Source organism: Streptomyces sp. LZ34 (assembly GCF_053890475.1).
The window spans coordinates 11,402,497-11,426,861 of the sequence record NZ_CM132680.1; the positions used below are offsets into that span (position 1 = coordinate 11,402,497).

Below are 24,365 nucleotides of genomic sequence, written 5' to 3' on the forward strand. Positions count from 1 at the left end.
TCGGGCGGGCGGAATCCGAAGGCTTGGCGCGGCCGGCAGACCTCTGAAGGTTCCAAGGAAGGCTCCAGTTAACTGGTCTTACCAGTAGTCTGCGCGTAAGTTTTCCCTGCTCCTGTTGTCGTGTCAACCACAGTGCAGTGGCCCGAGCGGTCCCTCAGCGGGTCCGGGGCAGGTCCGCCGCGCAGCGGAACCCCATGTGTCCGGTGCTGCTGTCGGGTGTGTTCGAGGTGCGCGCGGCGACGCGGTAGCGGTTGCAGTACGACGCATGGCACAGGTAGGAGCCGCCGCGGATCACCTTCGCCTCCCCAGCGGGAGGTCCGGCCGGGTCCTGGCGGGTCTCCGGGCGGTCGGCCGCGTGCCATGTGGTGCTCCACCAGTCGGAGCACCATTCCCACACATTGCCCGATGTGTTGTACAGGCCGAAGTTGTTGGGCCGGTAGGTCTTGACCGGCGCGGTGCCCAGATACCCGTCCTCGCCCGTGTTGACCTGCGGGAACCGCCCCTGCCAGATGTTGCAGCGGTGCTGCCCCCGGGGCAGGAGCTCGTCCCCCCAGGGGAAGCGGGAACGTTCCAGGCCGCCACGCGCCGCCATCTCCCACTCCGCCTCCGTGGGCAAGCGCTTGCCCGCCCATGCCGCGTAGGCGGACGCGTCACGCCAGGAGACATGGACGACAGGGTGGTTCGACAGATCGGTCCATGACGACCCCGGCCCGTAGGGGGCCTGCCAGCACGCCCCCTCAACCGCGAGCCACCAGGGCGCCTGCCCCACCGTGTCGCGCACCAGGTGCCGGGCATCGGGGTGGACCAGTGCGTAGAACACGAAGGACCAGCCGTAGCGCTCGGCATCGGTCCGGTAGCCGCCGGCGCGCACGAACGACGCGAACTGCCTGTTGGTGACGGCGGTCGCGTCGATGAGGAACGGCGACAGCCGCACCGCCCGGACCGGGCCTTCACTGTCCTCGGGAAACGCGTCGGCGTCGTCGCCTCCCATCGAGAACGTCCCTCCGGGGATGCGCAGCATGGCGCGCAGCCCCTGTGCCCGATCCCGCTCCGGGGCCTGGAGCCGAGGGGAGGAGGGCTCGGGGATCTCCCGGTCGCCCCCTGATATGGGGGCGCAACATGCGCCTGACATCGCTCCTCCGACCACGGCTGGTGTTCCTCGTCCGACTGTCCGCCTCAGGGCACGGGAGTCCCGCGTTGCCAGGAGGCGATGACGATCAGCGTCTTCGTCTGTAGCACGCCGACACCCTTGCGACGCAGACGATTGACCACTTTCTGAAGGTCATCGACATTGTCGACATGCAACCGGACGAGTGCGTCCACGTCGCCGGTGAGTGTCAACACCTCGTCGACCTCCGGCAGGGTCGACGCGAACTCCACGATGTCGTGGATATCCGTATCACCCGTAAAGCGCAGCTCAGTGACCGCCTGAAGGCCCTGGCCGAGCTTGGCCTGATCCGTCGTGATCGTGTAGCCGGTGATGACTCCCGACTCCTCGAGGCGTGCGATGCGTCGGCGGACCGGCGCCGACGAGAGCTTCACCTGGCGTGCGATGTCGCGAACGGTACGCCGCGCGTCGGCTCGCAACAACTCCAAGATCTGTAGATCGACCGAGTCGAGATGTACGGGTGCCGACATGCCGCAAGTGTAAGTCGTACTTCCCGCAACGCTGACTCTCGACCCTTCTGGACTGCTCGAGAGGAGCGTGCTCCGCATCGCTGTGCACACTTTCGTTGTGGACGGATCGGGCCATTGCGAGTGTGTCCCTCATGTCAGTCGCGATACAACCAGCAAACCGCGCTGCCCCCTCTGAAGCCATGAAGCCAGGCACACACCATGGTGGTGCCGTGCTGCGGCTCGATGCCGTCGCCACGCCCTTGGCCGTCGCTCGGGTCGCCTCGATCTTGGCGCATCGCCAGTTCGACTTGGTCACCATGGACGTCGCCGCGCCCGTCGACGGGCTGCGCAGGATCACCATCGAGGTGGACACGGCAGACGAGATCAAGTTGGAGCAGCTGGTCAAGTTCTTGAACCGGTCACCCGACGTCGTCAAGGTCGTCCGCCTCTCCGACGACACGTCGCACAACCGGCGCGGGGCATTCGTGACGGTCACCTTCCCCGAAGGCCGACTCGTCGAAGCCGTCGCCATCGCTCGGGCGTTTTCCGCCGAGATCGTGGAAGCCGACCGGACGCGCTGCACCGTCTTCACCGCAGCGGAGCCCGCCCGTGTCGACGCCCTCGTCAAAGCGCTCTCCGGCTTCACCATCCGGGAGCTCGTGATGGCGGCGCCGCTGCGGATATCGCGCCCGCTCCGGAAGAACTGCGTCGCCGTGGACCGCGCCCGAACCTGGGGGCGATCATGAGCGCGAACTCTCTCGCGACGTCCGCGGCGGCCCGTACCGACGACGTCCTGCAGTTGGTCGATCCCGCTGGGACACTGAACGAACAGGCGGCCGCGGGCATGCTGGACGTGACCGAGGAACTGGTACGTACGCTGTACCGCGACATGGTGCTCGGGCGCCGCTTCGACCAGGAGGCGTACTCCCTGCAACGCCAGGGTGAGCTCGGGCTCTGGCTGATGTCCCTTGGGCAGGAAGCGGCCCAAGCCGGGTCGATCCGCGCTCTTCGGGCGGACGACCGGGTCTTCCCGTCCTACCGCGAGCACGTGGCAGCCCTGTGCCGTGGTATCTCACCGACAGAATTGCTTTCGCAGTGGCGTGGTGCGAGCCACGGCTCGTGGGACCCCGAGCGGTATCACTTCCACCTCTACAGTCTCGTGCTGGCAACGCAGACACTGCATGCGGTCGGCTATGCGATGGGCGTTCGGTACGACGCCGTCGACAGCGTCGTGTTCACCTACTTCGGCGACGGCGCGTCCAGCCAGGGGGACGCCAACGAGGCGCTCAACTGGGCGGCGGTGACGTCGGCACCCATCGTGTTCTTCTGCCAGAACAACGGATGGGCGATCTCGACACCCGCGAGCAAGCAGTACGCCGGCCCGCTGAGGGAACGTGCGAAGGGATTCGGACTCGACGCGGTGTCTGTGGACGGCAACGACGTACTGGCTGTCTACGCCGCCACACAGCGCATGGTCGAGCGGGTCCGGAACGGCGGGGCACCCGGGTTCATCGAGGCGCACACCTATCGCATGTCCGGACACAGCACGTCGGACGATCCCAGGCGCTATCGCGACGATGCCGAGCACGCCCGGTGGCAGGCCCACGACCCCCTGGAGCGCGTGCGCCTTCTGCTCACGGCGCGCGGCTGGGCCGACGAGGACTACTTCGCCACGGTCGCGTCCGACGCCGAGAACCTCGCGGTGCGGACGCGCAAGGAATGCCGTGCGATTCCAGAGCCCTCGCTGAGCGACACCTTCCGAAACACCTTGTGCGAGGAGACCCAGGCCCTGCGACGCGAACGCGAAGGCTTCGAGACTTTCAAGGAGTCCTTCCTGTGACCACCAGCGCCGGGGCCACGCTCGGACGCGCACTGAACGAGGGCCTGCGGCAGGCGATGCGCGATGACGAGCGGGTGGTTCTGCTCGGCGAGGACATCGCCTCCCTGGGCGGGGTGTTCCGGGTGACCGATGGTTTGGCCGCCGAGTTCGGCGACCGCGTCGTGGACACCCCGCTGGCCGAATCGGGGATCGTCGGGACGGCGATCGGCCTGGCCCTCCGGGGGTACCGGCCGGTGTGCGAGATCCAGTTCGACGGTTTCGTCTACCCCGCCTTCGATCAGATCGTCAGCCAACTGGCGAAGATGCGGGCGCGGTCCCGCGGACTGCTGCGGCTTCCCGTCACCATCCGGATCCCGGTGGGCGGCGGGATCGGCGCGGTCGAGCACCACAGCGAGTCGAATGAGGCGTACTTCTGCCACACGGCCGGGCTGCGCGTCGTGGCGTGCGGCCATCCCCAGGACGCGTACGACCTGCTCCGCGCCGCGATCGCGTGCGACGACCCCGTCATCTTCTACGAGCCGAAGCGCCGATACTGGGACCGGGCCGAGGTGGACCTCGGCCGCCCCGTGGACGGCGACACCTTGGAGCGCGCCCGGGTCCTGCGCGAGGGCGCCGACGTCACCCTGGTCGCGTACGGGCCCACGGTCGCGGTCGCGCTCAACGCGGCCGAGGTCGCCGCCTCCGAAGGCCGTTCGCTGGAAGTCCTGGACCTCCGCTCGCTGTCGCCGCTCGACACCACCGAGCTGTGCCGCTCGGCGTCGAAGACGGGACGTGTCGTGGTCGTACACGAGGCGCCCGTCAACGTCGGCCTGGGCGCGGAAATCGGTGCGACGGTCATGCAGCACTGCTTCCATGACCTCGAGGTCCCTGTGCAACGGGTCGGTGGCTACAACGTCCCCTATCCGCCGGCGCGGGCGGAAGACGACTACCTGCCCGATCTCGATCGAGTTCTCGACGCTGTCGACCGGGTGTGTGCCCCCTAAACCGTCCGGCGAACCTCTCCCGGAGGACACGATGCTCGTAACCAAGCACTTCCATCTGCCCGATGTCGGCGAGGGTCTCACCGAGGCCGAGATCCTCGAGTGGCGCGTGGGACCCGGCGACCCGATCGGCGTCAACGACATCATCGTGGAGATCGAGACGGCGAAGGCAGTGGTGGAGCTGCCCAGCCCGTACGCCGGGACCGTCACCGAAGTCCTCTGTGCCGCCGGCCAGGCGGTAGCCGTGGGCGCGCCGATCATCGCGTTCGCGGTCGAGGACGACAGCGCCCCGCAGGCGGGGCCCGAACCCGACGCCACACTCCAAGGGTCCGTCGATCCGCCTGCCCAGGGCGAGCAGCCGTCCGCCCCCGTCCGCGAGCCCGTCCTGGTCGGCTATGGGCCGACGCACGCGCAGACAGCGCGACGCCCGCGAAAGAGGAAGCCCGAGCCACCGGCCGTCGCACCTTCCTCCCGGAAATCCCTCGCCACTCCGCCGGTGCGCAAGCTCGCCCGCGACCTCGGAGTCGACCTGCGGCTCGTGACCGCCACAGGCCCGTCGGGACGCATCACACGCGAGGATGTGCACCACCTCGCCGAGAAGCAGACAACCGCGCTGAACGCCCCCGACCTCCTCCGTGACGACGTGGTGCGCACGCCGATTCGCGGAGTGCGCAAGCACACCGCGGAGGCCATGGTCAAGAGCGCCTTCACCGCTCCGCATGTCACGGAATGGGTCACCGTCGACGTGCAGCGGTCCCTCAAACTGCTGGAGCGGGCACGCGCCGAAAAGGCGTTCGGGAGTGTGCGTCTGACACCGCTGTGTCTCGTCATCAAGGCAGCGTTGACTGCCATCGCGCGGCATCCCGAGATCAATGCGAAGTGGGACGCCGCGGCCGGTGAGATCGTCCAGTACTCCGACGTCAACCTCGGCATCGCCGCGGCAACGCCGAGAGGGCTCATCGTCCCCAATATCGCCGCGGCCCAGCGGCTCTCCCTGCGTGAGATCGCCTCGGCGCTCACTGACCTCATCGATCAGGCCCGCGCCGGCAAGACGCCACCCGAGCGGATGAGAAACGGGACGTTCACGATCACCAACATCGGTGTGTTCGGTATCGACGGCGGAACACCGATCCTCAACCCTGGTGAAGCAGCGATCCTCTGTTTCGGCCAGGTGCGGCGAACGCCCTGGGAACACAAGGGGCGCATACGGCTGCGCGAGACCGCGACCCTCACCTTGTCGTTCGACCACCGCCTCGTCGACGGCGAACTCGGTTCGCTCGTCCTGCGCGACATCGCCCGGTTCCTCGAGCGGCCAGAGCTGATGGTTCTTCACCACTGAGCTCGCGGTTGTCGGGGGCCTGAGGTCAGCTGCTCTTGTCCGGCGCCGGTGCGGTGATGTCCGCCGAGCTGACGCGGAGCATGGCCTTGTAGAGAGCGCTGTGCTCGGGCGAGGCGGGCAGAGGGCCGCGGGCGGGGGCCTCGAAGGACTGGATCAGCAGGGCGACGACGCGTCGCCAGGCGTCGGGGGCGGCATCGCCGCAGGCGTTCACGACGCCGGCGTTGGCCATGTGCACCAGCACCAGGTCCGAGGGGTCGAAGTCCTCGCGCAGGCGGCCTGCGGCCTTGGCGCGGTTGATGAGCTGTACGTAGTCCTCGTATGCCTCGTTTCGCCGCTGCTCCAGGGCCTTTGCGGTGGGGAAGGTCATGGTGAGTACGTCGGCGAAGCCGTAGTCGGCGGCCTGCATCGCGCAGACGGTTTCGATGAATCCCGCGAGACCGTTCCAGGGGTCGGGGTCGTCGAGGGCGACGGCGACCGCGTCGGCGTAGGCGTCCATGCGGTCGGAGAAGACGGCAGCGACCAGCTCCTCCTTGGTGGGGAAGCGGCGGAAGATGGTGGCGATCCCCACTCCCGCCTCGCGGGCCACGGAGGCCATGGAGGCGTTCAGCCCGTCGCGCGCGAACACCGTGCGCGCGGTGGCGATGATCCGCTCCCGGTTGCGCTCGGCGTCGCTGCGCAGAGGCTGGGCGGCGGGGTCGCCGGTGTGCTGGGCGCCAGGGTTCATGCCGACCAGTCTAGCAATCGGATTGCCCTATCCAATTTCCAGTGAGAGAAACTTTCGCTGTGTGCGGCGGAGAAATAAACATGAAGCTGTGTTCGAGGCCACAGGTTCGTCGGCAAGAGATGCCAGAATGGCCGGGCACATCCATACGACGCTGGTCAACCCGCTTTCGTGTCAGGCCTCCGCCGGGCGCGAGCGGTTCGATGATCGGGAAGGCGACCTTGGCGGACTACGCAGCTGACGGGCCGGTGGACAAGGACGGCGAGCAGGGTGACGCGTCCCGGCCGGTCACCATCGCGTACATCGCCGAGTCGGCGGGGGTCTCGGTGCCGACCGTGTCCAAGGTGATCAACGGCAAGTCGGGGGTCTCCGCGGACACGCGGGCGCGGGTCGAGGCGCTGGTCGACAAGTACGGCTACCGCAAGCCGACGGGAGCCAACCGGAGCAACGTCGTGGAGCTCGTGTTCCGTGAGCTCAAGGACATGTGGGCGGTCGAGATCATCCGGGGCGTGGAGCGGGTCGCCCGTCGGCACCGCGTGGGACTGATGGTGTCCGAGTTCGGGCTGCACGACGCCGCCGCGCCCGCCTGGGACGACACCGTCTCGCGGTGTCCGAACTGCGTGCTGTCCGTGGCCCAGCTCTCCGAGGCCGAGCGTGAGCAACTGAAGGCGAAGGGGATCCCGTTCGTCGTCTTCGACCCGACCACGGAGCTGCCGGACGACGTTCCGTTCGTGGGCGCCACCAACTGGTCGGGCGGCCGGGCCGCGACCCGCCACCTCACCGGGCTCGGGCACCGGCGCATCGCGATGATCAGCGGTCCGGAGGACGTGCTGTGCTGCTGCGCCCGGCTGGACGGATACCGCTCCGCGATGCGGGCCGCCGGGCTGACGGCCGACCAGGAACTGGTCGTGCGGGCGCCACTGACCCGTGAGGCGGGCTGCGTGGCGGCCCGTTCCCTGCTGGCCCTGCCCGAGCGTCCGACGGCGATCTTCGCCGCCAACGACCTACAGGCGCTCGGCGTCTACCAGGCGGCGCGTGAGGCCGGCCTGCGTATTCCCGACGACCTGAGCGTCGTCGGCTTCGACGACCTGCCCGTCGTGGCCTGGGTGGACCCGCCCCTGACCACCGTCCACCAGCCCCTGACCGAAATGGCCGTCGCCGCAACGGAGTTGGCGCTCACGCTCGGTCGCGGTGAGGAGGCACCCCAGGTCGGGTTGGAGATCGCGACCACCCTGACGGTCCGGTCCAGTACGGCTCCGCCCAAGAGCTGACCTCGCACCGCCGATTTCTCACTTCAGCATCGGCGTTGGCGCCCGCAGCCCACCATGGGCCGGCTGCGGGCGCCTTGGCGTGCGCGGGACGGTCGTGTGAGAAGAGCTGTGGCCATTGACCACAGAGGTGGCCGCCGCTAACCTCCCTGGAAATTATCTGACGATGAGGAGCGAAACTTTCGCCCTCGTGAATGGCTCTCCCGCACTTCCGGACGGGCAGACCACGGCGCCCGTCTCGACTCCACCCGCCTCGGTCGTCATCCCGTTGGAGGAGCTCATGCGGAGGTTGGTTCAGAGGTTGGTTCATCGGTACGGCGCCCGGTTGGTCGGGCTGGCCGCTGCTGTGCCGCTGGTCGCGGCAGGTTCGGGCATGGCCGCGACACCGCCGGCGGCAGCCGCTGCCGCCGCCGTCACCGCCTCGGTGACGGTCGACACGGGCCGCGCGCTGGCGAGGATTCCGGCCACCGGTGTCGGCATGAACGTCGCGGTCTACGACGGCAACATGAACCACCCGGCCGTCCCCGGGCTGCTCAAGGACGCCGGCACCGGGATGGTTCGCTATCCGGGTGGCGGCTACGCCGACGGCTACCACTGGCAGACGCACACCGTCGAGGGTGGTTACGTCGCCCCCAACACGGACTTCGACACCTTCATGGGCACGGTACGCGCTACCGGCGCGCAGCCCATCATCACCGCCAACTACGGCTCGGGCACGCCCGACGAAGCCGCGGCCTGGGTGCGGTACGCGAACGTGACCAAGGGCTACGGGGTGAAGTACTGGGAGATCGGCAACGAGGTCTACGGCAACGGCCTCTACGGCGCCACCTGGGAGACCGACCACCACGCCAGCAAGACCGCCACGACGTACGCGACCAACCTCGTGCAGCACGCCAGGGCCATGAAGGCCGTCGACCCGTCCATCAAGATCGGTGCGGTGCTGACCACCCCGGGAGCCTGGCCGGACGGAATCACCGGGCCCGGCGACTCGATGGACTGGAACCACACGGTCATGTCGATCGCCGGATCGACAGTCGATTTCGTGATCGTGCACCACTATCCGATCGGCAACAGCCAGGCGGACCTGCTGGGCAAACCTCAGGCCGAGATCCCGGGCATGGCCGCCACCCTGCGGTCCCTGATCAACCAGTACACCGGGAGCAACGCGCCCAACGTGGGCATCGCGGTGACGGAAGCCAACGCCAACGCCTACAAGAACACCTCCCCGAACGGGCTGTTCGCGCCCGACGAGTATCTGACGTGGATGGAGAACGGCGCGTTCACCGTCGACTGGTGGAACCTGCACAACGGGACGGACTGTAGCCACGTGACCACGGTGGAGGGCGCCACCGACTACGACGACGGAGGAATACTGTCCAGCGGTGCCTCGTGCGAACCGCCGTTGAACACGCCCTTCCCGCCCTACCACGGCACCCGGATGATCACCAGGCTGGGTGCACCGGGCGACACGCTGGTCCGGGCCACCGGCTCGACACCGCTGGTCTCCGCGCACGCCGTGCGGCGTGCCAACGGCGACCTGAGCGTCATGCTCATCAACAAGGACCCCGCCAACGACGCGACCATCACCCTGTCCTACAGCGGGCTCACCCCGTCCTCGGCCACCCCGACGGTGCACTCGTACCTGAAGAACGCCGCGTCGATCGGGACCGCGACGGCGGGCAGCGCAACCCGCCAGACCGTACCGGCCTACTCGATCGCCGTCGTACAGCTGCGCCCCGCCCGCTGAACCGGCGGCCCGGACGCCCGCCGCGGCGTTCAGCCGGCGACAACGCGTGCGTTGACCCGGCGCATCCAGTCCCGGTCGGTGTTCCACATGGGGTGGTGAGGCGCTGCGTTGGAGGTCAGAACCACGCCCTGGAAACCTGCCGTGAGGCATCGGTCGACGACGAACTCCGCGATGTCCTTGCCGACGGCGTCCTCCTCGAAGCGCGTCAGGAGAGGGGTGTATCCCACCACGCCTTCGCCGAGGACGGCAGGGATTCCGCGGCGGCGGGCGAATGCGGCGACCGAGTCGACCCACAGGGCCAGGGTCTGCCGCATGGCCTGGCGGTGCGGGAGGTAGTTCTCGTAGAGCCACAGGTCCCAGCGGTCGGGGTCGACCCAGTCGTGTGCGTAGAACAGTTCGCGCGGGATCCCGGTGGCCGCCAGCTGCCAGGGCTCGTCGGGGTGGTAGTCGGCGAAGGCGGGGGCGTCGGGGCGCAGCATGCGGGTCAGTTCGGGGGTGGGCCAGGTGGCTGTCGGGAGCGCCTGCTCGGTGCCATGGCCGAGCCCCACGGCCTGGTACAGCGCGCCGAGCACGCCGTAGACGTAGAAGTGGAAGTGGGCGACCTGCGCCTGTTCCGGTAGGTCGTCGAGCTCAAGTGGCCAGGGCTCTCCGAGTGAGTACGTGACGGGGATGCCGGGGTGGCGCGCCCGCAGCAGGTCCACGGCGCGGCCGAGAGGGTCGCGCAGCCGGGAGTAGTGGGTGCCGCCGTCGTCCGGTACCAGGGAGCAGTTGTCGACCTCGTTGTGCACCTCGACGTAGGCGACGCGGTCGGCCAGCCCGCGCTCGGTGAGGAAGTCCAGCAGCCTGCCCAGCGCTTCGGCCATCACCTCGGCGCGTTCCGGTGCGGGGATCGCGGCCAGGGCGCGGTGCCAGGTGTCGGTGTCGGTGAAGCAGGGGGACTGCTGGTACTCCCACGAGGACACGATCACCTGGCAGTCGTGCCGGGCGGCCGCCTCGAACAGCTCGACAAGGCGCCGACGGCCGTCTATCGGGTAGCCGCCGCGCACGTTGTACCAGCGGGTGTGCTGTCCGAACTCCTTGCCCAGACCGCGGATGCGGAGGGTTTCCGGGTCGGGGACGCGGCCGGAGAACAGCAGGAAGGGCATGGCGCAGATCCGTACGGTGTTGAAGCCGCGGTCCACCGCCTCGGCGAAGGCGCGGTCGAGGTCGGCGAACGGCTCCCCGGGGCCGGCCTGCGTGTACCAGCTGAAGTCCCACAGGGTGATGGCGAGCCGACCGGTGGTCTCGCCTGTGGTGGCCTGTTCGTGTGCGGTCATGAGGTCGCCCGTCGCTCGTGTGCGGTGAGTGTCGTGGCCGGCAGGGCCGGCCTCAGGCTACCTCAATTCATTATTAATGAATATTCCTTGACGGGGTGCTCCGGGACGTCCAGGGTGTGGGGGCGTACGGACACACGCATGTCACCAGCCACCGTGTGAACGCCCAGACGTCGCGCGGACGCTGAGCCGAGGGAGTCCCACGTCATGACCGATCGCATCCACCCTTCAGAACAACGCCCCCGGACGGCGGGCCGCCCGTCCCGGCGCGCCGTCGTCGCCGCGCTCGGCGCCGCCGGATGTGTCGCCCTGCCGGCATGGCCGGACAAGGCATGGGCCGCGGCCGGTACGGCCACGGCCGCTTCGGGCGGCCCGGTGCTCGACACCCATCCGGACATCGAGCCGTCCGGCACACATGTGCGCGACGTCGGCGGCACCAACGTCGTCTTCCAGTACGGCGCGGTGCTCCCCGGCTTCGAGGGCTGGCGCACCCGGGAGCCAACCCGCGAGTACCTGTCCCTGGACAAGCGGTGGCGCTTCCGCTTCGACCCCCGCGACCGCGGACTCGGCGAGGGCTGGGAGTCGCCGCACCTCGATGACAGCGCATGGGGCCTCATCGACGTCCCGGCCGCCTGGGACCTGCTGGACACGCCCGGATTCGCCACGGAGACCGCCACCTTCGGCAAGGGCACGGCGTTCGCCGACGGCTACGCCTGGTACCGCACCGCCGTCGACGTTCCCCGATCCTGGCGGGCCCGCCACGTACGCCTGGCCTTCCTGGCTGTCGGCTACAGCGCCGAGGTCTGGCTCGATGGCAGCTACCTCGGCAAGCACGAAGGGGCGAGTTCGCCCTTCGCGCTGCCGGTGGCGGGGGCGCTCCGGCCGGGGGCGCGGCAGACGATCGCGGTGCGGGTCTTCCGCCGGGCCAGCTATGCCGACTACACGGCCCCGACTCCGCAGCCGGTCACCGACAACTACGAGATCCCGTACAAGCCGGTCGACTACTGGCCCTACGCGGGCCTGACCCGGTCCGCCTGGATCGAGGCGGTTCCGCAGGTCACCATCGCCAAGCTGCTCACGGCCGGCGCGAGCGGGAGGCTCGAGGCACGGGCCGTCGTCGAAAACCACGGCACCACCGACTTCGACGGCTGGCTCACGCTGGATCCTGGGCACGGGAGCGGCGGCCGGCCCACCGTTGTCGCGGCCCGGATCGCGGCGGGATCGGTCGGCGTCGTACCCGTCTCGGTCCCCGTACCCGACGCGCCACGGTGGAGCCCGGGCTCGCCGCACACGCTCACGGCCCGTGCCACGCTGACCGCCTCGAAACGCCACGGTTCGCGCGTGGACACGCTGTCCACGGTCTATGGGGTGCGCGAGCTGTCGGTCGTCGGCGCGCAACTGCGGTTGAACGGCGAGCCGGTGTTCCTCAAGGGCGTCAACTGGCATGAGGAGACCGCGGTGCACGGCAGGGCGATGACGCCGGCCGAGTACGACACGGAGCTGAGCCATGTTCCGGCACTGGGCGCCAACTTCATCCGCAACTGTGTCTACAACCGCCACCCGTACGTCTACGACTGGGCGGATGAGCACGGTGTGATGGTGATGGACGAGATCGACACCATGTGGCTCAACACCGCCCAGGAAAAGCTTCAGACCAACAGCTACGGCCTCGCCCGGGCCCAGGCCCTGACCATGGCGTGGAACCAGCACAACCACCCGTCAGTGATCCTCTGGGGTCTGCAGAACGAGTCGGAGATCGACGGCGACGGCGCCCCCGTCTACCGCGCCTGGCTCGCCGATCTCAAGGCGGCCGTGCACGCGGTCGACCTCACCGCCCGTCCCGTGACCTGGGCCTCCAACACCAGCAACGACCCCGCATTCGACATCGCCGACGTGATCGGCTTCAACGAGTACTTCGGCTACTTCTACGGCAAGGACACCGATCTCGGCCCGACACTCGACGCGGTGCATGCGAAGTACCCGCACAAGCCGATCCTGATCACTGAGAACGGCACGTGGTCACAGGCCGGCAACCACGGCTCGAGCGCCACGGAGGGCACCGAGGAGTGGCAGGCGGCCCGCTTCACCGACCACTGGGCCCAGGTGGCCGAGCGCAGCGACTTCGTCGTCGGCTACACCTATTGGGTGCTGAAGGACTACAAGGAACGGGCCGGGTACAACCAGGCCTACAACGGTATTTCCCTCATGGGCATGCTGACCTTCGCGGGGGAGCGGCCCAAGCTCGTCCACGAGGCCTTCCGGAAGGCGGCCGATCCCAGGGGAAGGTGAGAGGTCCTCATCGTGGGGCGGGGCTGCCCCCGCCCCAGGAGTGGGTTTCCGGTGCCCGGGCCGGTGCGGGAGCGCTGAGCACCGCGCCCGAGGCTGCCGTCGGGTGGTTCAGCCCGTGGCGGGCGGTGGTGATCAGGACGCGGGAGTCCGAGGGGTGCAGGCAGACGGAGGTGGGTTGCGGGGCGGGCACTGTCAGGGTCTGGAGCAGGCGGCCGTCGGGGTGGTACCGGCGGACCGCGCCGCCGCCCCATACCGCGACCCACAGGCAGCCCTCGTCGTCGACGGTCATTCCATCGGGGCTGCCCTCATCGCCGCGGAAACGGGCGAAGGTCTCGGGGCCGGTGAGGTCGCCTGTGGCCGGGTCGACCCGGTGGCGGTGGATGGTGCCGGCAGCGCTGTCCGCGAGGTACAGCGCCGTGCCGTCGGCGTTGAATGCCGGTCCGTTGACGATGGTGAGGCCGTCGAGGACGCGTACCACCGTGCCGTCGGGATCCGTGCGGTACAGCGAGCCCGCGCCGGGGGTGCCGTCGTAGGGCATGCTGCCGGCCCAGAAGCGGCCGGCGGGGTCCGCGACGCCGTCGTTCATCCGGCTGGGGACCGTGGCGCGGTCCTCGGGGCGGTCCAGCCACTCCAGTTCGCCGTCGGCGGTGAGCAGCGCGATTCCGGTGCCCGCGGCGGCGATCCACAGGTCCGGCCGGTCGCGTACCGGCGCGACGGCGCCGAGCGGTACGTCGAGCCGGGCCAGCTGGCGCGGCGCGTTGCCGACGCCCTCGGGCAGCTCGAAGAGCCGGCCGCTGAGGATGTCCACGTACACGAACCGGCCGCCGACCCAGCGGCCCCCTTCGGCGAGCTCGTAACCGCCCGGGACCGCGATCGTCACCTGCTGCTCTGCGGCGGATGCCATGGTCGGTCTCCTCGGTCAGCGGATGGTGGTGCCGTCTGGCTGGTCGAACAGGCCGAGTTCGTCCTGCGTCGGCAGGCCTTCCCAGTCGCCCCGGCTGGTGACGGCGAAGGCCGCGGTGGTGACGGCTCGGTGCAGACGGGCGGGGATGTCGGCGCCCTGGAGGAGTCCCGACAGGTATCCGGCCACGAAGGCGTCGCCCGCGCCGACCAGATCGACCGTGCTGACCTGCCGCGCCGCGCGGTCGGTTGTGCCGTCGGCGGTGAAGCTGGTCGCCCCGCGTGCGCCGCGCTTGATGAGCACCTCGGTGACGCCTTCGGCCAGGAGGCTCTGTACGCCCTCGGATTCGCCCGCGTCGGGCCGTTCCAGCGCCAGCGGCAGCTCGTCCTCGGAGGCGATGAGCAGGTCGGTGCGGGCCAGCAGCGGCCGGAGAGTCGTGCGGGCGCGGTCGGCGGTCCACAGCCGTGAGCGGTAGTTGACATCGAGGCACACGGTGATGCCGGCGTCGCGCGCTGTGGTGGCGGCGGCCAGTGTGGCCTCGGCCGCCGACGGGCTGAGTGCGGGCGTGATGCCGGTCAGATGGAGGACACGCGATCCGGGGGTCAGCGTGGGCAGCACGTCAGCCGGTGAGACGGCCGACCCCGCGGAGCCGGAGCGGTAGTAGCTGACGCGGGTCAGCGTGCCCGTGCGGGGTTCGGTCAGCAGCAGTCCCGTGGGGCGGCCGGTGTCGTCGGTGACCGCGTAGCCGGTGTCGATGTTCTCGGCGCGCAGCGTACGCAGCACCAGCGCGCCGAGTTCGTCCGCACCGACCCGGCCGGCCCAGCGCACCCGGTGTCCGAGCCGGGCCAGGCCGATGGCGACGTTGGATTCGGCTCCCGCTACGGAAAGGCCGAGGTTTCCGCCCAGCCGCAGAGCGCCGTGGGCCCGCATTGCCGCCATCGTCTCACCGAAGGTCACCACTTCGGGCGCGGCCGGAGAAGCCGGTGTCGTCATGGTGTCTCCCGCGTGACGGCCGCGCGGAACGCGGCCGCCCGGCTCCGGAGTTCGCTGAGGTCTCCGCCGTCCGCGGCGTCGCCGATCAGCGGGGAGCCCACGCCGACGGCGAGCGCGCCCCGGTCGAGGTAGTCGCGGGCGGCCGTCGCGTCGACTCCGCCGACGGGCACGAACGGCACCTCCGGGAAGGGGTCGCGCAGTGCGCCCAGGTAGGGGGGTCCGCCGAGTGAGCCGGGAAAGAGCTTGATCGCGCAGGCGCCCCGGGCGAGGGCGAGTTCGACCTCGCTGGGCGTCAGGGCGCCCATCAGCACGGGGATGTCCGGACCGACGGTGGAGTGCAGGCCGTCGACGAGTGCCGGGGTCACGAGATACGAGGCGCCGGCGTCCACGGCACGGACGGCGTCGGCGGCGGTGCGCACGGTCCCGGCACCCACCAGCGCCTCGGGGCCGAGTTCGGCGCGCGCCCGCGCGATCACCGCCAGTGCGTCGTTGGTGGTCAGCGAGACCTCAATGGCCTCGATGCCTTCCTCGGCGAGGGTCAGGACGGTGCGCAGTGCGGCGTCGGGATCGTTGCCACGCACGATCGCCAGCAGGCGGCGTGTTCGGAGCGATTCCACGAGATTCATCGGAGGGGGCTCTCCTGGGAAGCGAGGATGCGGGGCGCCGTGTCGACGCCGGGTGCCTGAGGGTGGTTGTGGGGCGTCACCATTCGGTGAAAGAGCCGTCGGCGCTGCGCCATACCGGGTTGCGCCAGTGGTGTCCGGTCTCGGCGGCGCGGCGTACCGCCTTCTCGTCGATCTCGACGCCCAGGCCGGGGCGGGAGCCCACGACGGCGCAGCCGTTGTCGAACCGGAAAGGTTCCGGGTCCAGCACGTAGTCCAGCAGGTCACACTGCCGGTTGTAGTGGATACCCATGCTCTGTTCCTGGATGAGGAAGTTCGGTACCGCGAAGGCGATCTGCAGGCTGGCGGCGAGGGCGATCGGGCCGAGCGGGCAGTGCGGTGCCATGGCGACGTCGTACGCTTCGGCCATGGCCGCGATGCGGCGGACCTCGGAGATGCCGCCGGCGTGGGACAGGTCCGGCTGGGCAACGGCGATGCCGCTGGTCAGTACCTCGCGGAAGTCCCAGCGCGAGTAGAGGCGTTCACCGGTCGCGAGCGGCACGCTCGTGGACTCCACCAGGCTGCGCAGGTGGCCGGAGTGTTCCGGCAGGACGGGCTCTTCGACGAACAGCGGGTGCAGCGGTTCGAGCAGGGGCAGCAGACGGCGCGACATGGCGGTGGAGACCCGGCCGTGGAAGTCGACGGCGACGTCCCGCTCGTCACCGAGCACCTCGCGGACGGCCGCCACGCGCTCGACGACCTGGGCGGTGCGTGCCGGGGTGTCGATCGGGGCGAGTTCGGCCGAAGCGTTCATCTTCACGGCCGTGAAGCCCGCCTGTACCTGTTCCCTGGCGAGCTCGGCCACGTCGCTCGGGCGGTCGCCGCCGATCCAGGCGTACATCCGCACGCGGTCACGTACGGGGCCGCCGAGGAGACGGTGTACCGGCACGCCGTAGGTCTTGCCGGCGATGTCCCACAGCGCCTGATCGATGCCCGCGACGGCGCTGGACAGGATCGGACCGCCACGGTAGAAGCCGCCCTTGGTGAGCACCTGCCAGTGGTCCTCGATGCGCAGCGGGTCCTGCCCGATGAGGTGGTCGGCCAGTTCATGGACCGCGGCGCGTACGGTCGCGGCGCGGCCCTCGATCACTGGTTCGCCCCAGCCGGTGATCCCCTCGTCGGTGGCGATGCGCAGGAACAGCCAGCGGGGAGCCACCAGGAATGTCTCAAGGCCGGTGATTTTCAAGGGGCTTCCTCCTGCACGGCCTCGGCGGTGTCTGCGTCGTCCGCGTCGCGTTCGTCCCTCGACCGCACGGCCGCCAAGTCCCGGGACGCTTGCGTGAGCAGCGACTCGACGGCGGCCGCGGCGGCGTCCGGGTCGCCCGCCTCGATGGCTCGCAGCAGTTCCCGGTGGACCGGTACGGAGTCGGAGAAGTGCTGGGCACCGTGCACGATCCCGTCGCGTATGCGCAGACCGGCCTCGATGACGACCTCCATCCGGCTCAGCAGTTCGTTGTGCGCGGCATTCAGCAGGGCTCGGTGGAAGGCCAGGTCGGCCTCAACCATGGCGTCGCCGTCCGTCCCGGCCGCCGCCATGCCATCGAGCGCTCGCCGCATCGCGGCCAGGTCGGATTCGGTACGGCGGGCCGCGGCGAACCGGGCGCCGGCGGGCTCGACGAGGGCGCGGACCTCGGCGAGGTCTTCCAGAAAGCCTTCGGTCGGAGCGCTGCTGCTCTGCCAGTTCAGCAGGTCGCTGTCGAGCAGGTTCCAGTGGGCACGGGGCCGGATCGTGGTGCCGCGCTTCTGCCGGGATTCGATCAGTCCCTTGGAGGCCAGTACCCGCAACGCCTCGCGTACCACGGTCTTGCTGACGCCGAGTTCCGCTTCGAGCTTGTCCGGGTGCAGGACGGAGCCCGGCGGGTAGTCACCGCGGATGATGCGCCGGCCTATCTCCTCCACGGCTTGGCCGTGCAGCCCTTTACCGGGATGGATCATCAGGTTCTCCGTTTCGCTCGAGCCCTGCGCGCGGGCCTCGGGCACAGCTGACCGCCTCGTGCGCGCCGCTCACGAGGACTCCTTCATGACGCTCCATCCTCCGTCAACCACAAGGCTCGCGCCGGTCACATAGGAGGCGTCGGCGGATGCCAGGAAGGCGACGGCGGCGGCCACCTCCTCCGGCTGCCCGAACCGCTTGGCCGCCGTGGCCGCCACGCTGCGCACCCGGTCGGGCTCGGGGATCGTGTCCCAGGCGGCGGTGAGGATGGGGCCGGGCAGCACGGTGTTGACCCGGATGTCCGGTCCGTACTCGACGGCCAGTTGGCGCCCCAGCGAGCACAGAGCGCCCTTCGCCGCGGCGTATGCGGCGTGGCCGGGCAGGCCGATGACCGCGTGCACCGAGGAGGTGAGGATCACGGACCCCGTTGCCTCGCGCAGCGGGGTCGCGAATGTCTTCATTCCCCGCCAGGCCGGCTTCAGCAGCACGGCCATCTGACCGTCCCACTCGGCCTCGCTCAGTTCGTGGGCGGGCTTGTTGAGCTGGGCGTAGGCGTTGCTGTGCAGCACGTCCAGCCGTCCGTGACGCCGGTCGACATGGCGGCCCAGGCTCTCCCAGTCGGAGGCGGAGGTCACGTCGCAGCGCACGTATTCCGCCCGTCCTCCGCTCGCGGCTATGTCTGCCGCGACCGCCTCTCCCGCCGCGTCGTCCACGTCGGTGACCACGACCGCCGCGCCCTCGGCCGCGAGCCTGTGGGCCGTGGCCGCGCCGATACCGTGCGCGGCGCCGGTGATCACCGCTACGCGCCCCGCCATCCTGCGGCATTTCGTCATCGCGAACCTCCCCTTCCGTTCCGACGCCAGCCTAGCTCTTTTAATTAATAATGCATATATCTTGACGAGATCGCGGCAGCGCTCCAAGACTGACCGGCATGCAAGAGGCAGATGCGGTAGCAACCGACAGCCGGCGGCGCCTGCGCCCGGCCGGGATCGCCTTCGGCGGCGACTACAACCCCGAGCAGTGGCCCGAGGAGGTGTGGGCCGAGGACGTCTCGCTGATGAAGGAGGCGGGCGTCTCCATGGTGACGGCCGGCATCTTCTCGTGGGCCAAGGCCGAACCGAGGCCCGGCGAGTACGACTTCACCTGGTTCGACCGGGTCATGGACAACCTCGCCGGGGCGGGAGTGGCAGTGTGCCTGGCCACCATGACGGCCTCTCCGCCGCCGTGGCTGTCCCGGCGGCACCCTCGGATCCTTCCCGAGACCGCCGACGGCCGCCGGATGTGGCCGGGCGGGCGGCAGCACTACTGCCCCTCCAGCGGCGTGTACCGCAGCCACGCCACGCGCCTGGTCGAGCGGCTGGCCACCCGCTACGCCGACCACCCGGCGCTGGAGATGTGGCACATCGGCAACGAGTACGGCTGCCACACCGCGATGTGCTGGTGCGAGGAGTCGGCGGCCGACTTCCGGCGCTGGCTGTCCGACCGGTACGGCGGCATCGAGGCGCTCAACGAGGCCTGGTCGACGGCGTTCTGGGCGCAGCGGTATGACAGCTTCGACGAGGTGCTGCCGCCGCGGCTCGCGCCGACCTTCCCCAACCCCGCGCAGCAGCTGGACTTCGCCCGTTTCTCCGACGACGCGCTGCTCCAGTGCTACCTGGCGGAGAAGGAGGTGCTGCGGCGGATCACCCCGGACGTCCCCGTCACCACGAACTTCATCGGCGTGCACAAACCCGTCGACGCCTTCCGCTGGGCCGCCGAGGAGGACGTCGTATCGGTCGACGTCTACCAGGACCCGCACGACCAGGACACGCACATCTCGGCCGGTTTCATCTTCGACGTCACCCGCTCCGCCCGCGGCGGTCAGCCGTGGATGCTGATGGAACAGGCGCCCAGCGCGGTGAACTGGCGCGACCGCAACGGGCCCAAGGAGCCGGGACGGATGCGCCTGTGGAGCTGGCAGGCGGTCGCCCAGGGCGCGGACGCGGTGCTGTACTTCCAGTGGCGCCAGTCCAGGGGCGGCGCCGAGAAGTACCACTCGGCGATGCTCCCGCACGGCGGCACCGACACCCGCACCTTCCGCGAAGTGTGCGAGCTGGGCCGCGAACTCGCCTCCGTGCCGCAGATCGCCGGCACACGGTCCACCGCCGAAGTCGCCCTGGTGCTGGACTGGAACAGCTGGTGGGCGCTGGAGCTGGACTCGCACCCGTCCACCGCGCTGGACCAGATGGAGATCGCGCTCGCCCACTACCGGCCGCTGTTCGAAGCCGGCATCGCCTGCGACGTCGTACCCCCCGACCGCGACCTGTCCGGGTACCGCCTCGTCGTCGTACCCAGCCTGTACCTGCTGAAGGAGCGGGACGCGACACGCCTCACCGAGTTCGTACGCGGTGGCGGCCACCTGCTGGTGTCGTTCTTCTCCGGCATCGTCGACGAATCCGACCGGGTGCACCTGGGCGGATACCCCGCGCCGCTGCGCGAGGTACTGGGCCTGCGCGTCGAGGAGTTCTGGCCGCTGGCGGAGAAGGAGACGGTGGACCTGCGGCACCACGACGGTACGGTCAGCCGTGGAGACCTGTGGTCGGAAGTCGTCGTACCCGAGGGGGCGCGGGCGGTGGCCGCGTTCGACTCGGGGCCGCTGGCCGGACAGCCGGCCATCACGCGCCACGTCTTCGGCGAGGGCGTCGCGTGGTACGTCGCCACGCGTCTCTCACCCGAGGCCCTGCGGGCCCTGACGGATGAGGTGAGCCGCACCGCGTGCGCCGGGCCGGTACTGACCGGTCTTCCTGAGCAGGTCCAGGCGACCGTCCGCGAGGGCGACGGCCGACGATTCGTCTTCCTGCTGAACCACGGCCGAGAAGAGGTCGAGGTCAGGCTGGTCGAGCCGATGACCGACGCCCTGGCCCGGGGGACGGCCCCCATCGACCGCATCGTGCTGCCGGCGGCCGGCGTAGCCGTACTGGGCAAGCCGTGAAGACCGGCTGAGCCGTGCTGAGTGAACCATAGAACAAAGGGACATAAATGGACACGCCAACACCATCGCGGAGAGCCGTTCTCCGGTGGGGCGCCGGGACGGCCGCGGCGGTCACCGCCGCCCCCGCCCTGACCGCCTGCGGCCAGACCGTCGGAGCCGCCCGCACCACCAGGCAGGAACCCACGCGCCGCGGCCAGAAGGTCGAGCTGGTCTTCTGGACGTGGGTGCCGATGCAGAAGACCGTCGACCTGTGGAACCGGACGCACCCTGACATCCATGTCGAGATGCAGACCGTCCCCGCCAACGTCCAGGGCGGCTACCAGAAGATGCACTCCTCGCTGACGGCCGGGAACCCCCCGGACCTGGCGCAGGTCGAGTACCACGAGCTTCCCGGCTTCATGCTGGTCAACGGCCTGACGGACCTGAGCGAATACGGTGCCGACGAGCTGCGCGACAGCTATGTTCCGTGGCAGTGGAAGCAGGGCGTCTTCGACGGCCGGGTCTACACCATCCCTCAGGCGTCCGGCCCGATGGGACTCTTCCACCGCCGGGACCTCTTCGCGAAATGGGGCATCGAAACGCCCGCCACCTGGGCCGATTTCGAACAGGCCGCCCGCGTGGTCAAGGCCCGCGGCAACGGCGCCCGGATATGCGCCTTCGCACCCAACCAGCCCAGCTGGTTCGCCGCGATGTGCTGGCAGCGCGGTGCCCGGTGGGTGCGCACCCAGGGCAACACCTGGATCGTCGCCATGAACGACGGTCTCTCCCGCGAGGTCGCGGACTACTGGGAGAGGATGGTCCGCGACGACCTCGTCTTCGTCGAACCCGACATGTCCAGCGCCTGGTACCGGCACGTCCAGACCGGAAGGATCGCCGCCTGGGTCGGACCGCAGTGGGGCGATGCCCTGCTGCGCGGCAACGCGCCGGGCACCGCGGGGAAGTGGCGGGTCGCCCCGCTGCCTCAGTGGCAGACGGGACAGAACGCCTCGGCCAACTGGGGCGGATCGTCCACCGCGATCCTTCAGGGCACCCGCCATCCGCGTGAAGCGCTGAAGTTCGCACACTGGCTCAACACCGATCGCCGGGCCGTCGACCTGAACATCGCCGTCGGCTACGGCTGGCCCGCCGCCGCGGGCATCTTCCGCGGATCGGCACTCGACCGGCCCGACCCGTTCTTCGGCGGACAGCGGTACAACGACGTGTTCATCGCCTCCGACCGGGCCATCGACACCTCCTGGAAGTGGTCGCCCACCACGGATGCCGACTTCTCCCAGCTCCAGGACGCCTTCGGCGCCGCCATAGCCGGACCAGGCACCCTCGCCGGGTCACTGGCCGACGCACAGAAACGCACCGTGGACAACCTGCTGGCCAAGGGACTGAAAGCGAGGGGCGCGCGATGAGCACCACGATCCGCCGGACGACGAAGTCCGCACCGGGCAGCCGGCGCTCCGCCCGCCCCGACCGGGCGGCATGGGGGTTCCTGCTCCCCTTCGTCGCCCTCTTTCTGTGCACTTTCGTTCTCCCGCTCGGCTACGCGGTCTACCAGAGCCTGCTCACCCCGGTCCGCTCCGGTCCGCTGGGCCTCGGTCCGGCCACCGTCGGCTTCGCCGGGCTGGACAACTATGCCCTCGCCCTGGAGCAGTCGGCCTTCCTGGAGAGCTTCGCGCGGGTGCTGCTCTTCGGCCTCGTGCAGATCCCGGTGATGCTGCTGCTGTCCACCGCGCTGGCGCTGGCACTCGACACGCTGTCCCACCGCTGGGCAGGCGTCCTGCGCGCCGCCTACTTCCTGCCGTACGGCGTCCCCGGCGTCATCGCCTCCGTCCTGTGGGGCTTTCTGTATGTGCCGGGCGTGAGCCCGATCGCCGACCTGCTCGGCAGGGTCGGGCTCGCGCCCGACTTCCTCGGCTACGACAGCGTGCTGTGGTCCATCGCCAACATCGTGATCTGGGAGTTCGCCGGCTACAACATGCTGGTGATCGTCGCCCAGCTCAAGGCGATCCCGCAGGAGCTCTACGAAGCCGCGCGCATCGACGGCGCCAACGCATGGCAGACGGCGATCCGGATCAAGCTGCCCCTGGCCCGGCCCGCCCTGGTGCTCACCGGCGTCTTCTCCATGATCGGGACGCTGCAACTGTTCGCCGAACCGCTGGTCATCAAGCCGCTGACCTCGACGGTCACCAATTCGTACACACCGAACCTGAGCGCCTACAACGAGGCGTTCGCCAACAACAACATCTACCTCGCCGCGGCCGAGTCGGTGATCCTCGCCCTGGTCGCGAGCGTGCTGTCCTTCGGCTTCCTCAGCCTGGTGAACCGCAAGGAAAGAAGGGACGCACGGTGAGCGTGTCCACACCCCACATCAAAAAGCCGGTGGCCGCCTCCGCCCACGCTTCACGGGCCGCCGGGCAAGCCCGTGACGGCAGGTCACGCCGTGGGGTGAAGCCCTCGCGGATCCTGCTTGTCGCGCTGCTGACGGTCGCGGCGCTCTACTTCCTGCTGCCCGTCTACTGGCTGGTGGTGGCCTCCACCAAGAGCAGTGCCGGACTCTTCGGCACCTTCGGACTGTGGTTCTCCGACCCGCAGTGGCTGCACAACCTGTCGAAGGTCTTCTCCTACGGCGACGGCATCTTCTGGAACTGGACATGGAACAGCGTCCTGTACGCGGGGGTGGGCGGCGCGCTGGCCACCCTGCTCGCCTGTGCCGCCGGCTACGCCCTCGCCGTCTACCGCTTCCGCGGTCGGGAGACCGTCTTCAAAGGCGTACTCGCCGGTGTTCTGCTCCCCAGCACCACGCTCGCCCTGCCGCTGTACCTGCTGTTCAGCAAGGTGGGCCTGGCCAACACCTACTGGGCCGTGCTGATCCCCAGCATTGTCAGCCCGTTCGGCGTGTATCTGTGCAGGATCTACGCCGAGGCGGCCGTCCCGGCCGAGATGCTGGAGGCGGCCCGTGTCGACGGCGCCGGCGAGTGGCGGATCTTCTGCACACTCGTGCTGCGCACCATGACACCCGCGCTCGTGACCGTCTTCCTCTTCCAGTTCGTCGGCATCTGGAACAACTACTTCCTGCCGCTGGTCATGCTCTCCGACGACCGTAAGTACCCCATCACGCTGGGCCTCACCACCTGGCAGTCGGCGGCCGACCGCAATCCCGAGCTCTACCAGCTCACGGTGGGCGGAGCGTTCCTCTCGATCCTCCCGCTGGCCGCCGCGATGCTCGTTCTGCAGCGCTACTGGCGTTCCGGCCTGACCCAGGGCAGCGTCAAGGGCTGACCGTGGCAACCTGAGTGCTTGTCTCCGCGGCGGCAGGCACGGCCGGGCCTCCTGGCAGAGCAGGACCGCTGCCCGTCGCGTTATCCGGCCCGGTCGAGGCGGGCGGCGGTCTCGTACGACTCGCGGGCGTCGAGCAGTTCGTCCCAGTGTTCCGCCGCCCAGGCGCAAGCGACCGCTAGCGGTTGGAGCATGCTGCGGCCCAGCGGCGTCAGTTCGTACTCGACATGCGGGGTGGCCTCGGCGTAGACGGTGCGCTTGACCAGACCATCTCGTTCGAGGGACCGCAGCGACTGGGTGAGGACCTTGGGAGTGACGCGGCTCAGCGGGACGCGCAACTCGGAGAACCGGCGCGGCCCGTGCTCGAGACAGCGGATGACGAGCGCTGCCCACTTGTCGCCGAATCGGATCGGATTGAGCGAGGAAGGGCACAGTTCGTCGAACATGTCGGCGGGCAGGGGTTCCCTCATGGCCTCACCCTAGCCGGTATCCCCGTGGTAACCGCGGCCCTCGATAGCGTCCGA

The 24,365-nt window shown here is 69.5% G+C and carries 22 protein-coding genes; 11 read left to right on the top strand and 11 right to left on the bottom strand.

The genetic code is table 11. The features are described 5' to 3' along the window. Positions 1-154: 154 nt before the first annotated feature. A complete protein-coding gene (locus ACWY4P_RS49310; protein WP_456207318.1) occupies positions 155-1,132 on the bottom strand; it encodes a formylglycine-generating enzyme family protein in 978 nt (325 codons plus the stop codon). A gap of 44 nt (positions 1,133-1,176) precedes the next feature. After that, on the bottom strand, positions 1,177-1,638 hold the full coding sequence (locus ACWY4P_RS49315; RefSeq protein ID WP_456207319.1) for an Lrp/AsnC family transcriptional regulator: 462 nt from the start codon (positions 1,636-1,638) through the stop codon (positions 1,177-1,179). Positions 1,639-1,817: 179 nt separating this feature from the next. On the opposite strand from ACWY4P_RS49315, the gene ilvN reads away from it, so the two are divergent. The 4 genes from ilvN to ACWY4P_RS49335 are packed head-to-tail and all read left to right on the top strand — an operon-like array spanning position 1,818 to position 5,776. Then, complete coding sequence (ilvN, locus tag ACWY4P_RS49320) at positions 1,818-2,363, top strand: acetolactate synthase small subunit (protein WP_456207320.1); 546 nt, start codon at positions 1,818-1,820, stop codon at positions 2,361-2,363. After that, complete coding sequence (locus ACWY4P_RS49325) at positions 2,360-3,457, top strand: thiamine pyrophosphate-dependent enzyme (protein WP_456207321.1); 1,098 nt, start codon at positions 2,360-2,362, stop codon at positions 3,455-3,457. The genes ilvN and ACWY4P_RS49325 overlap by 4 nt, the downstream gene beginning before the upstream one ends. A gap of 56 nt (positions 3,458-3,513) precedes the next feature. Next, entirely contained in the window at positions 3,514-4,440 is a 927-nt protein-coding gene (locus tag ACWY4P_RS49330; protein ID WP_456213313.1) for an alpha-ketoacid dehydrogenase subunit beta, read from the top strand. 31 nt (positions 4,441-4,471) lie between these two features. After that, positions 4,472-5,776: a dihydrolipoamide acetyltransferase family protein gene (locus tag ACWY4P_RS49335; RefSeq protein ID WP_456207322.1), complete on the top strand. Its 1,305-nt coding sequence runs from the start codon at positions 4,472-4,474 to the stop codon at positions 5,774-5,776. A 25-nt stretch (positions 5,777-5,801) separates the two neighbouring features. Here ACWY4P_RS49335 and ACWY4P_RS49340 read toward each other — a convergent pair whose 3' ends face one another. Next, positions 5,802-6,500, bottom strand: a complete 699-nt coding sequence (locus ACWY4P_RS49340; protein ID WP_456207323.1) for a TetR/AcrR family transcriptional regulator — start codon at positions 6,498-6,500, stop codon at positions 5,802-5,804. Positions 6,501-6,700: 200 nt separating this feature from the next. On the opposite strand from ACWY4P_RS49340, the gene ACWY4P_RS49345 reads away from it, so the two are divergent. Both ACWY4P_RS49345 and ACWY4P_RS49350 read left to right on the top strand, forming a co-directional pair. Continuing rightward, positions 6,701-7,768, top strand: a complete 1,068-nt coding sequence (locus ACWY4P_RS49345; protein ID WP_456207324.1) for a LacI family DNA-binding transcriptional regulator — start codon at positions 6,701-6,703, stop codon at positions 7,766-7,768. Between the two features lie 370 nt (positions 7,769-8,138). Continuing rightward, positions 8,139-9,512, top strand: a complete 1,374-nt coding sequence (locus ACWY4P_RS49350) for an LPXTG cell wall anchor domain-containing protein (protein WP_456207325.1) — start codon at positions 8,139-8,141, stop codon at positions 9,510-9,512. Between the two features lie 29 nt (positions 9,513-9,541). Here the strand turns inward: ACWY4P_RS49350 and ACWY4P_RS49355 are convergent, their stop codons facing one another. Continuing rightward, complete coding sequence (locus ACWY4P_RS49355; protein WP_456207326.1) at positions 9,542-10,828, bottom strand: cellulase-like family protein; 1,287 nt, start codon at positions 10,826-10,828, stop codon at positions 9,542-9,544. Positions 10,829-11,032: 204 nt separating this feature from the next. Here ACWY4P_RS49355 and ACWY4P_RS49360 point away from each other — a divergent pair, with 204 nt between their 5' ends. Further along, positions 11,033-13,114 carry a glycoside hydrolase family 2 protein gene (locus ACWY4P_RS49360; RefSeq protein ID WP_456207327.1) on the top strand — a complete coding sequence of 694 codons (2,082 nt, stop codon included), beginning with the start codon at positions 11,033-11,035 and terminating at the stop codon, positions 13,112-13,114. A 7-nt stretch (positions 13,115-13,121) separates the two neighbouring features. Here ACWY4P_RS49360 and ACWY4P_RS49365 read toward each other — a convergent pair whose 3' ends face one another. From ACWY4P_RS49365 to ACWY4P_RS49390, 6 genes are all read right to left on the bottom strand, one after another. Then, complete coding sequence (locus ACWY4P_RS49365) at positions 13,122-14,018, bottom strand: SMP-30/gluconolactonase/LRE family protein (RefSeq protein WP_456207328.1); 897 nt, start codon at positions 14,016-14,018, stop codon at positions 13,122-13,124. Positions 14,019-14,033: 15 nt separating this feature from the next. Then, the gene (locus tag ACWY4P_RS49370) at positions 14,034-15,008 is read right to left on the bottom strand and encodes a sugar kinase (protein WP_456207329.1); all 975 of its coding nucleotides are present in this window, start codon (positions 15,006-15,008) and stop codon (positions 14,034-14,036) included. Beyond that, entirely contained in the window at positions 15,005-15,634 is a 630-nt protein-coding gene (locus ACWY4P_RS49375) for a bifunctional 4-hydroxy-2-oxoglutarate aldolase/2-dehydro-3-deoxy-phosphogluconate aldolase (RefSeq protein ID WP_456207330.1), read from the bottom strand. Before ACWY4P_RS49375 ends, ACWY4P_RS49370 begins: the two co-directional genes overlap by 4 nt. Positions 15,635-15,710: 76 nt before the next feature. Beyond that, entirely contained in the window at positions 15,711-16,856 is a 1,146-nt protein-coding gene (gene dgoD / locus ACWY4P_RS49380) for a galactonate dehydratase (protein WP_456207331.1), read from the bottom strand. Further along, on the bottom strand, positions 16,853-17,605 hold the full coding sequence (locus ACWY4P_RS49385) for a FadR/GntR family transcriptional regulator (protein WP_456207332.1): 753 nt from the start codon (positions 17,603-17,605) through the stop codon (positions 16,853-16,855). The genes dgoD and ACWY4P_RS49385 overlap by 4 nt, the downstream gene beginning before the upstream one ends. 69 nt (positions 17,606-17,674) lie before the next feature. Beyond that, entirely contained in the window at positions 17,675-18,436 is a 762-nt protein-coding gene (locus ACWY4P_RS49390; RefSeq protein ID WP_456207333.1) for an SDR family NAD(P)-dependent oxidoreductase, read from the bottom strand. Positions 18,437-18,534: 98 nt separating this feature from the next. On the opposite strand from ACWY4P_RS49390, the gene ACWY4P_RS49395 reads away from it, so the two are divergent. Genes ACWY4P_RS49395 through ACWY4P_RS49410 form a run of 4 tightly spaced genes read left to right on the top strand, consistent with a single transcriptional unit; the run spans position 18,535 to position 23,844 of the window. Beyond that, positions 18,535-20,574: a beta-galactosidase gene (locus tag ACWY4P_RS49395; protein ID WP_456207334.1), complete on the top strand. Its 2,040-nt coding sequence runs from the start codon at positions 18,535-18,537 to the stop codon at positions 20,572-20,574. A gap of 47 nt (positions 20,575-20,621) precedes the next feature. Further along, complete coding sequence (locus ACWY4P_RS49400) at positions 20,622-21,974, top strand: ABC transporter substrate-binding protein (RefSeq protein WP_456207335.1); 1,353 nt, start codon at positions 20,622-20,624, stop codon at positions 21,972-21,974. After that, positions 21,971-22,915 (top strand): carbohydrate ABC transporter permease, encoded by a 945-nt coding sequence (locus tag ACWY4P_RS49405; RefSeq protein ID WP_456207336.1) that lies wholly within the window; start codon positions 21,971-21,973, stop codon positions 22,913-22,915. Before ACWY4P_RS49400 ends, ACWY4P_RS49405 begins: the two co-directional genes overlap by 4 nt. Further along, a complete protein-coding gene (locus ACWY4P_RS49410) occupies positions 22,912-23,844 on the top strand; it encodes a carbohydrate ABC transporter permease (RefSeq protein WP_456207337.1) in 933 nt (310 codons plus the stop codon). The genes ACWY4P_RS49405 and ACWY4P_RS49410 overlap by 4 nt, the downstream gene beginning before the upstream one ends. A gap of 80 nt (positions 23,845-23,924) precedes the next feature. On the opposite strand, the gene ACWY4P_RS49415 is transcribed toward ACWY4P_RS49410, so the two are convergent. After that, positions 23,925-24,311 carry a winged helix-turn-helix transcriptional regulator gene (locus ACWY4P_RS49415; protein WP_456207338.1) on the bottom strand — a complete coding sequence of 129 codons (387 nt, stop codon included), beginning with the start codon at positions 24,309-24,311 and terminating at the stop codon, positions 23,925-23,927. Positions 24,312-24,365: the final 54 nt, after the last annotated feature.

What these genes read in the sequence shown, in the direction of transcription:
- ACWY4P_RS49345 (WP_456207324.1), top strand. Translation starts at nt 6,701, where the DNA reads ATGATCGGGAAGGCGACCTTGGCGGACTACGCAGCTGACGGGCCGGTG.
- ACWY4P_RS49315 (WP_456207319.1), bottom strand. Translation starts at nt 1,638, where the DNA reads ATGTCGGCACCCGTACATCTCGACTCGGTCGATCTACAGATCTTGGAG.
- ACWY4P_RS49405 (WP_456207336.1), top strand. Translation starts at nt 21,971, where the DNA reads ATGAGCACCACGATCCGCCGGACGACGAAGTCCGCACCGGGCAGCCGG.
- ACWY4P_RS49385 (WP_456207332.1), bottom strand. Translation starts at nt 17,605, where the DNA reads ATGATCCATCCCGGTAAAGGGCTGCACGGCCAAGCCGTGGAGGAGATA.
- ACWY4P_RS49400 (WP_456207335.1), top strand. Translation starts at nt 20,622, where the DNA reads ATGGACACGCCAACACCATCGCGGAGAGCCGTTCTCCGGTGGGGCGCC.
- ACWY4P_RS49390 (WP_456207333.1), bottom strand. Translation starts at nt 18,436, where the DNA reads ATGACGAAATGCCGCAGGATGGCGGGGCGCGTAGCGGTGATCACCGGC.
- ACWY4P_RS49370 (WP_456207329.1), bottom strand. Translation starts at nt 15,008, where the DNA reads ATGACGACACCGGCTTCTCCGGCCGCGCCCGAAGTGGTGACCTTCGGT.
- ACWY4P_RS49360 (WP_456207327.1), top strand. Translation starts at nt 11,033, where the DNA reads ATGACCGATCGCATCCACCCTTCAGAACAACGCCCCCGGACGGCGGGC.
- ilvN (WP_456207320.1), top strand. Translation starts at nt 1,818, where the DNA reads ATGAAGCCAGGCACACACCATGGTGGTGCCGTGCTGCGGCTCGATGCC.
- ACWY4P_RS49325 (WP_456207321.1), top strand. Translation starts at nt 2,360, where the DNA reads ATGAGCGCGAACTCTCTCGCGACGTCCGCGGCGGCCCGTACCGACGAC.
- ACWY4P_RS49340 (WP_456207323.1), bottom strand. Translation starts at nt 6,500, where the DNA reads ATGAACCCTGGCGCCCAGCACACCGGCGACCCCGCCGCCCAGCCTCTG.
- ACWY4P_RS49330 (WP_456213313.1), top strand. Translation starts at nt 3,514, where the DNA reads ATGCGCGATGACGAGCGGGTGGTTCTGCTCGGCGAGGACATCGCCTCC.
- ACWY4P_RS49335 (WP_456207322.1), top strand. Translation starts at nt 4,472, where the DNA reads ATGCTCGTAACCAAGCACTTCCATCTGCCCGATGTCGGCGAGGGTCTC.
- ACWY4P_RS49395 (WP_456207334.1), top strand. Translation starts at nt 18,535, where the DNA reads ATGCAAGAGGCAGATGCGGTAGCAACCGACAGCCGGCGGCGCCTGCGC.
- ACWY4P_RS49355 (WP_456207326.1), bottom strand. Translation starts at nt 10,828, where the DNA reads ATGACCGCACACGAACAGGCCACCACAGGCGAGACCACCGGTCGGCTC.
- ACWY4P_RS49415 (WP_456207338.1), bottom strand. Translation starts at nt 24,311, where the DNA reads ATGAGGGAACCCCTGCCCGCCGACATGTTCGACGAACTGTGCCCTTCC.
- ACWY4P_RS49375 (WP_456207330.1), bottom strand. Translation starts at nt 15,634, where the DNA reads ATGAATCTCGTGGAATCGCTCCGAACACGCCGCCTGCTGGCGATCGTG.
- ACWY4P_RS49310 (WP_456207318.1), bottom strand. Translation starts at nt 1,132, where the DNA reads ATGTCAGGCGCATGTTGCGCCCCCATATCAGGGGGCGACCGGGAGATC.
- ACWY4P_RS49350 (WP_456207325.1), top strand. Translation starts at nt 8,139, where the DNA reads ATGGCCGCGACACCGCCGGCGGCAGCCGCTGCCGCCGCCGTCACCGCC.
- ACWY4P_RS49365 (WP_456207328.1), bottom strand. Translation starts at nt 14,018, where the DNA reads ATGGCATCCGCCGCAGAGCAGCAGGTGACGATCGCGGTCCCGGGCGGT.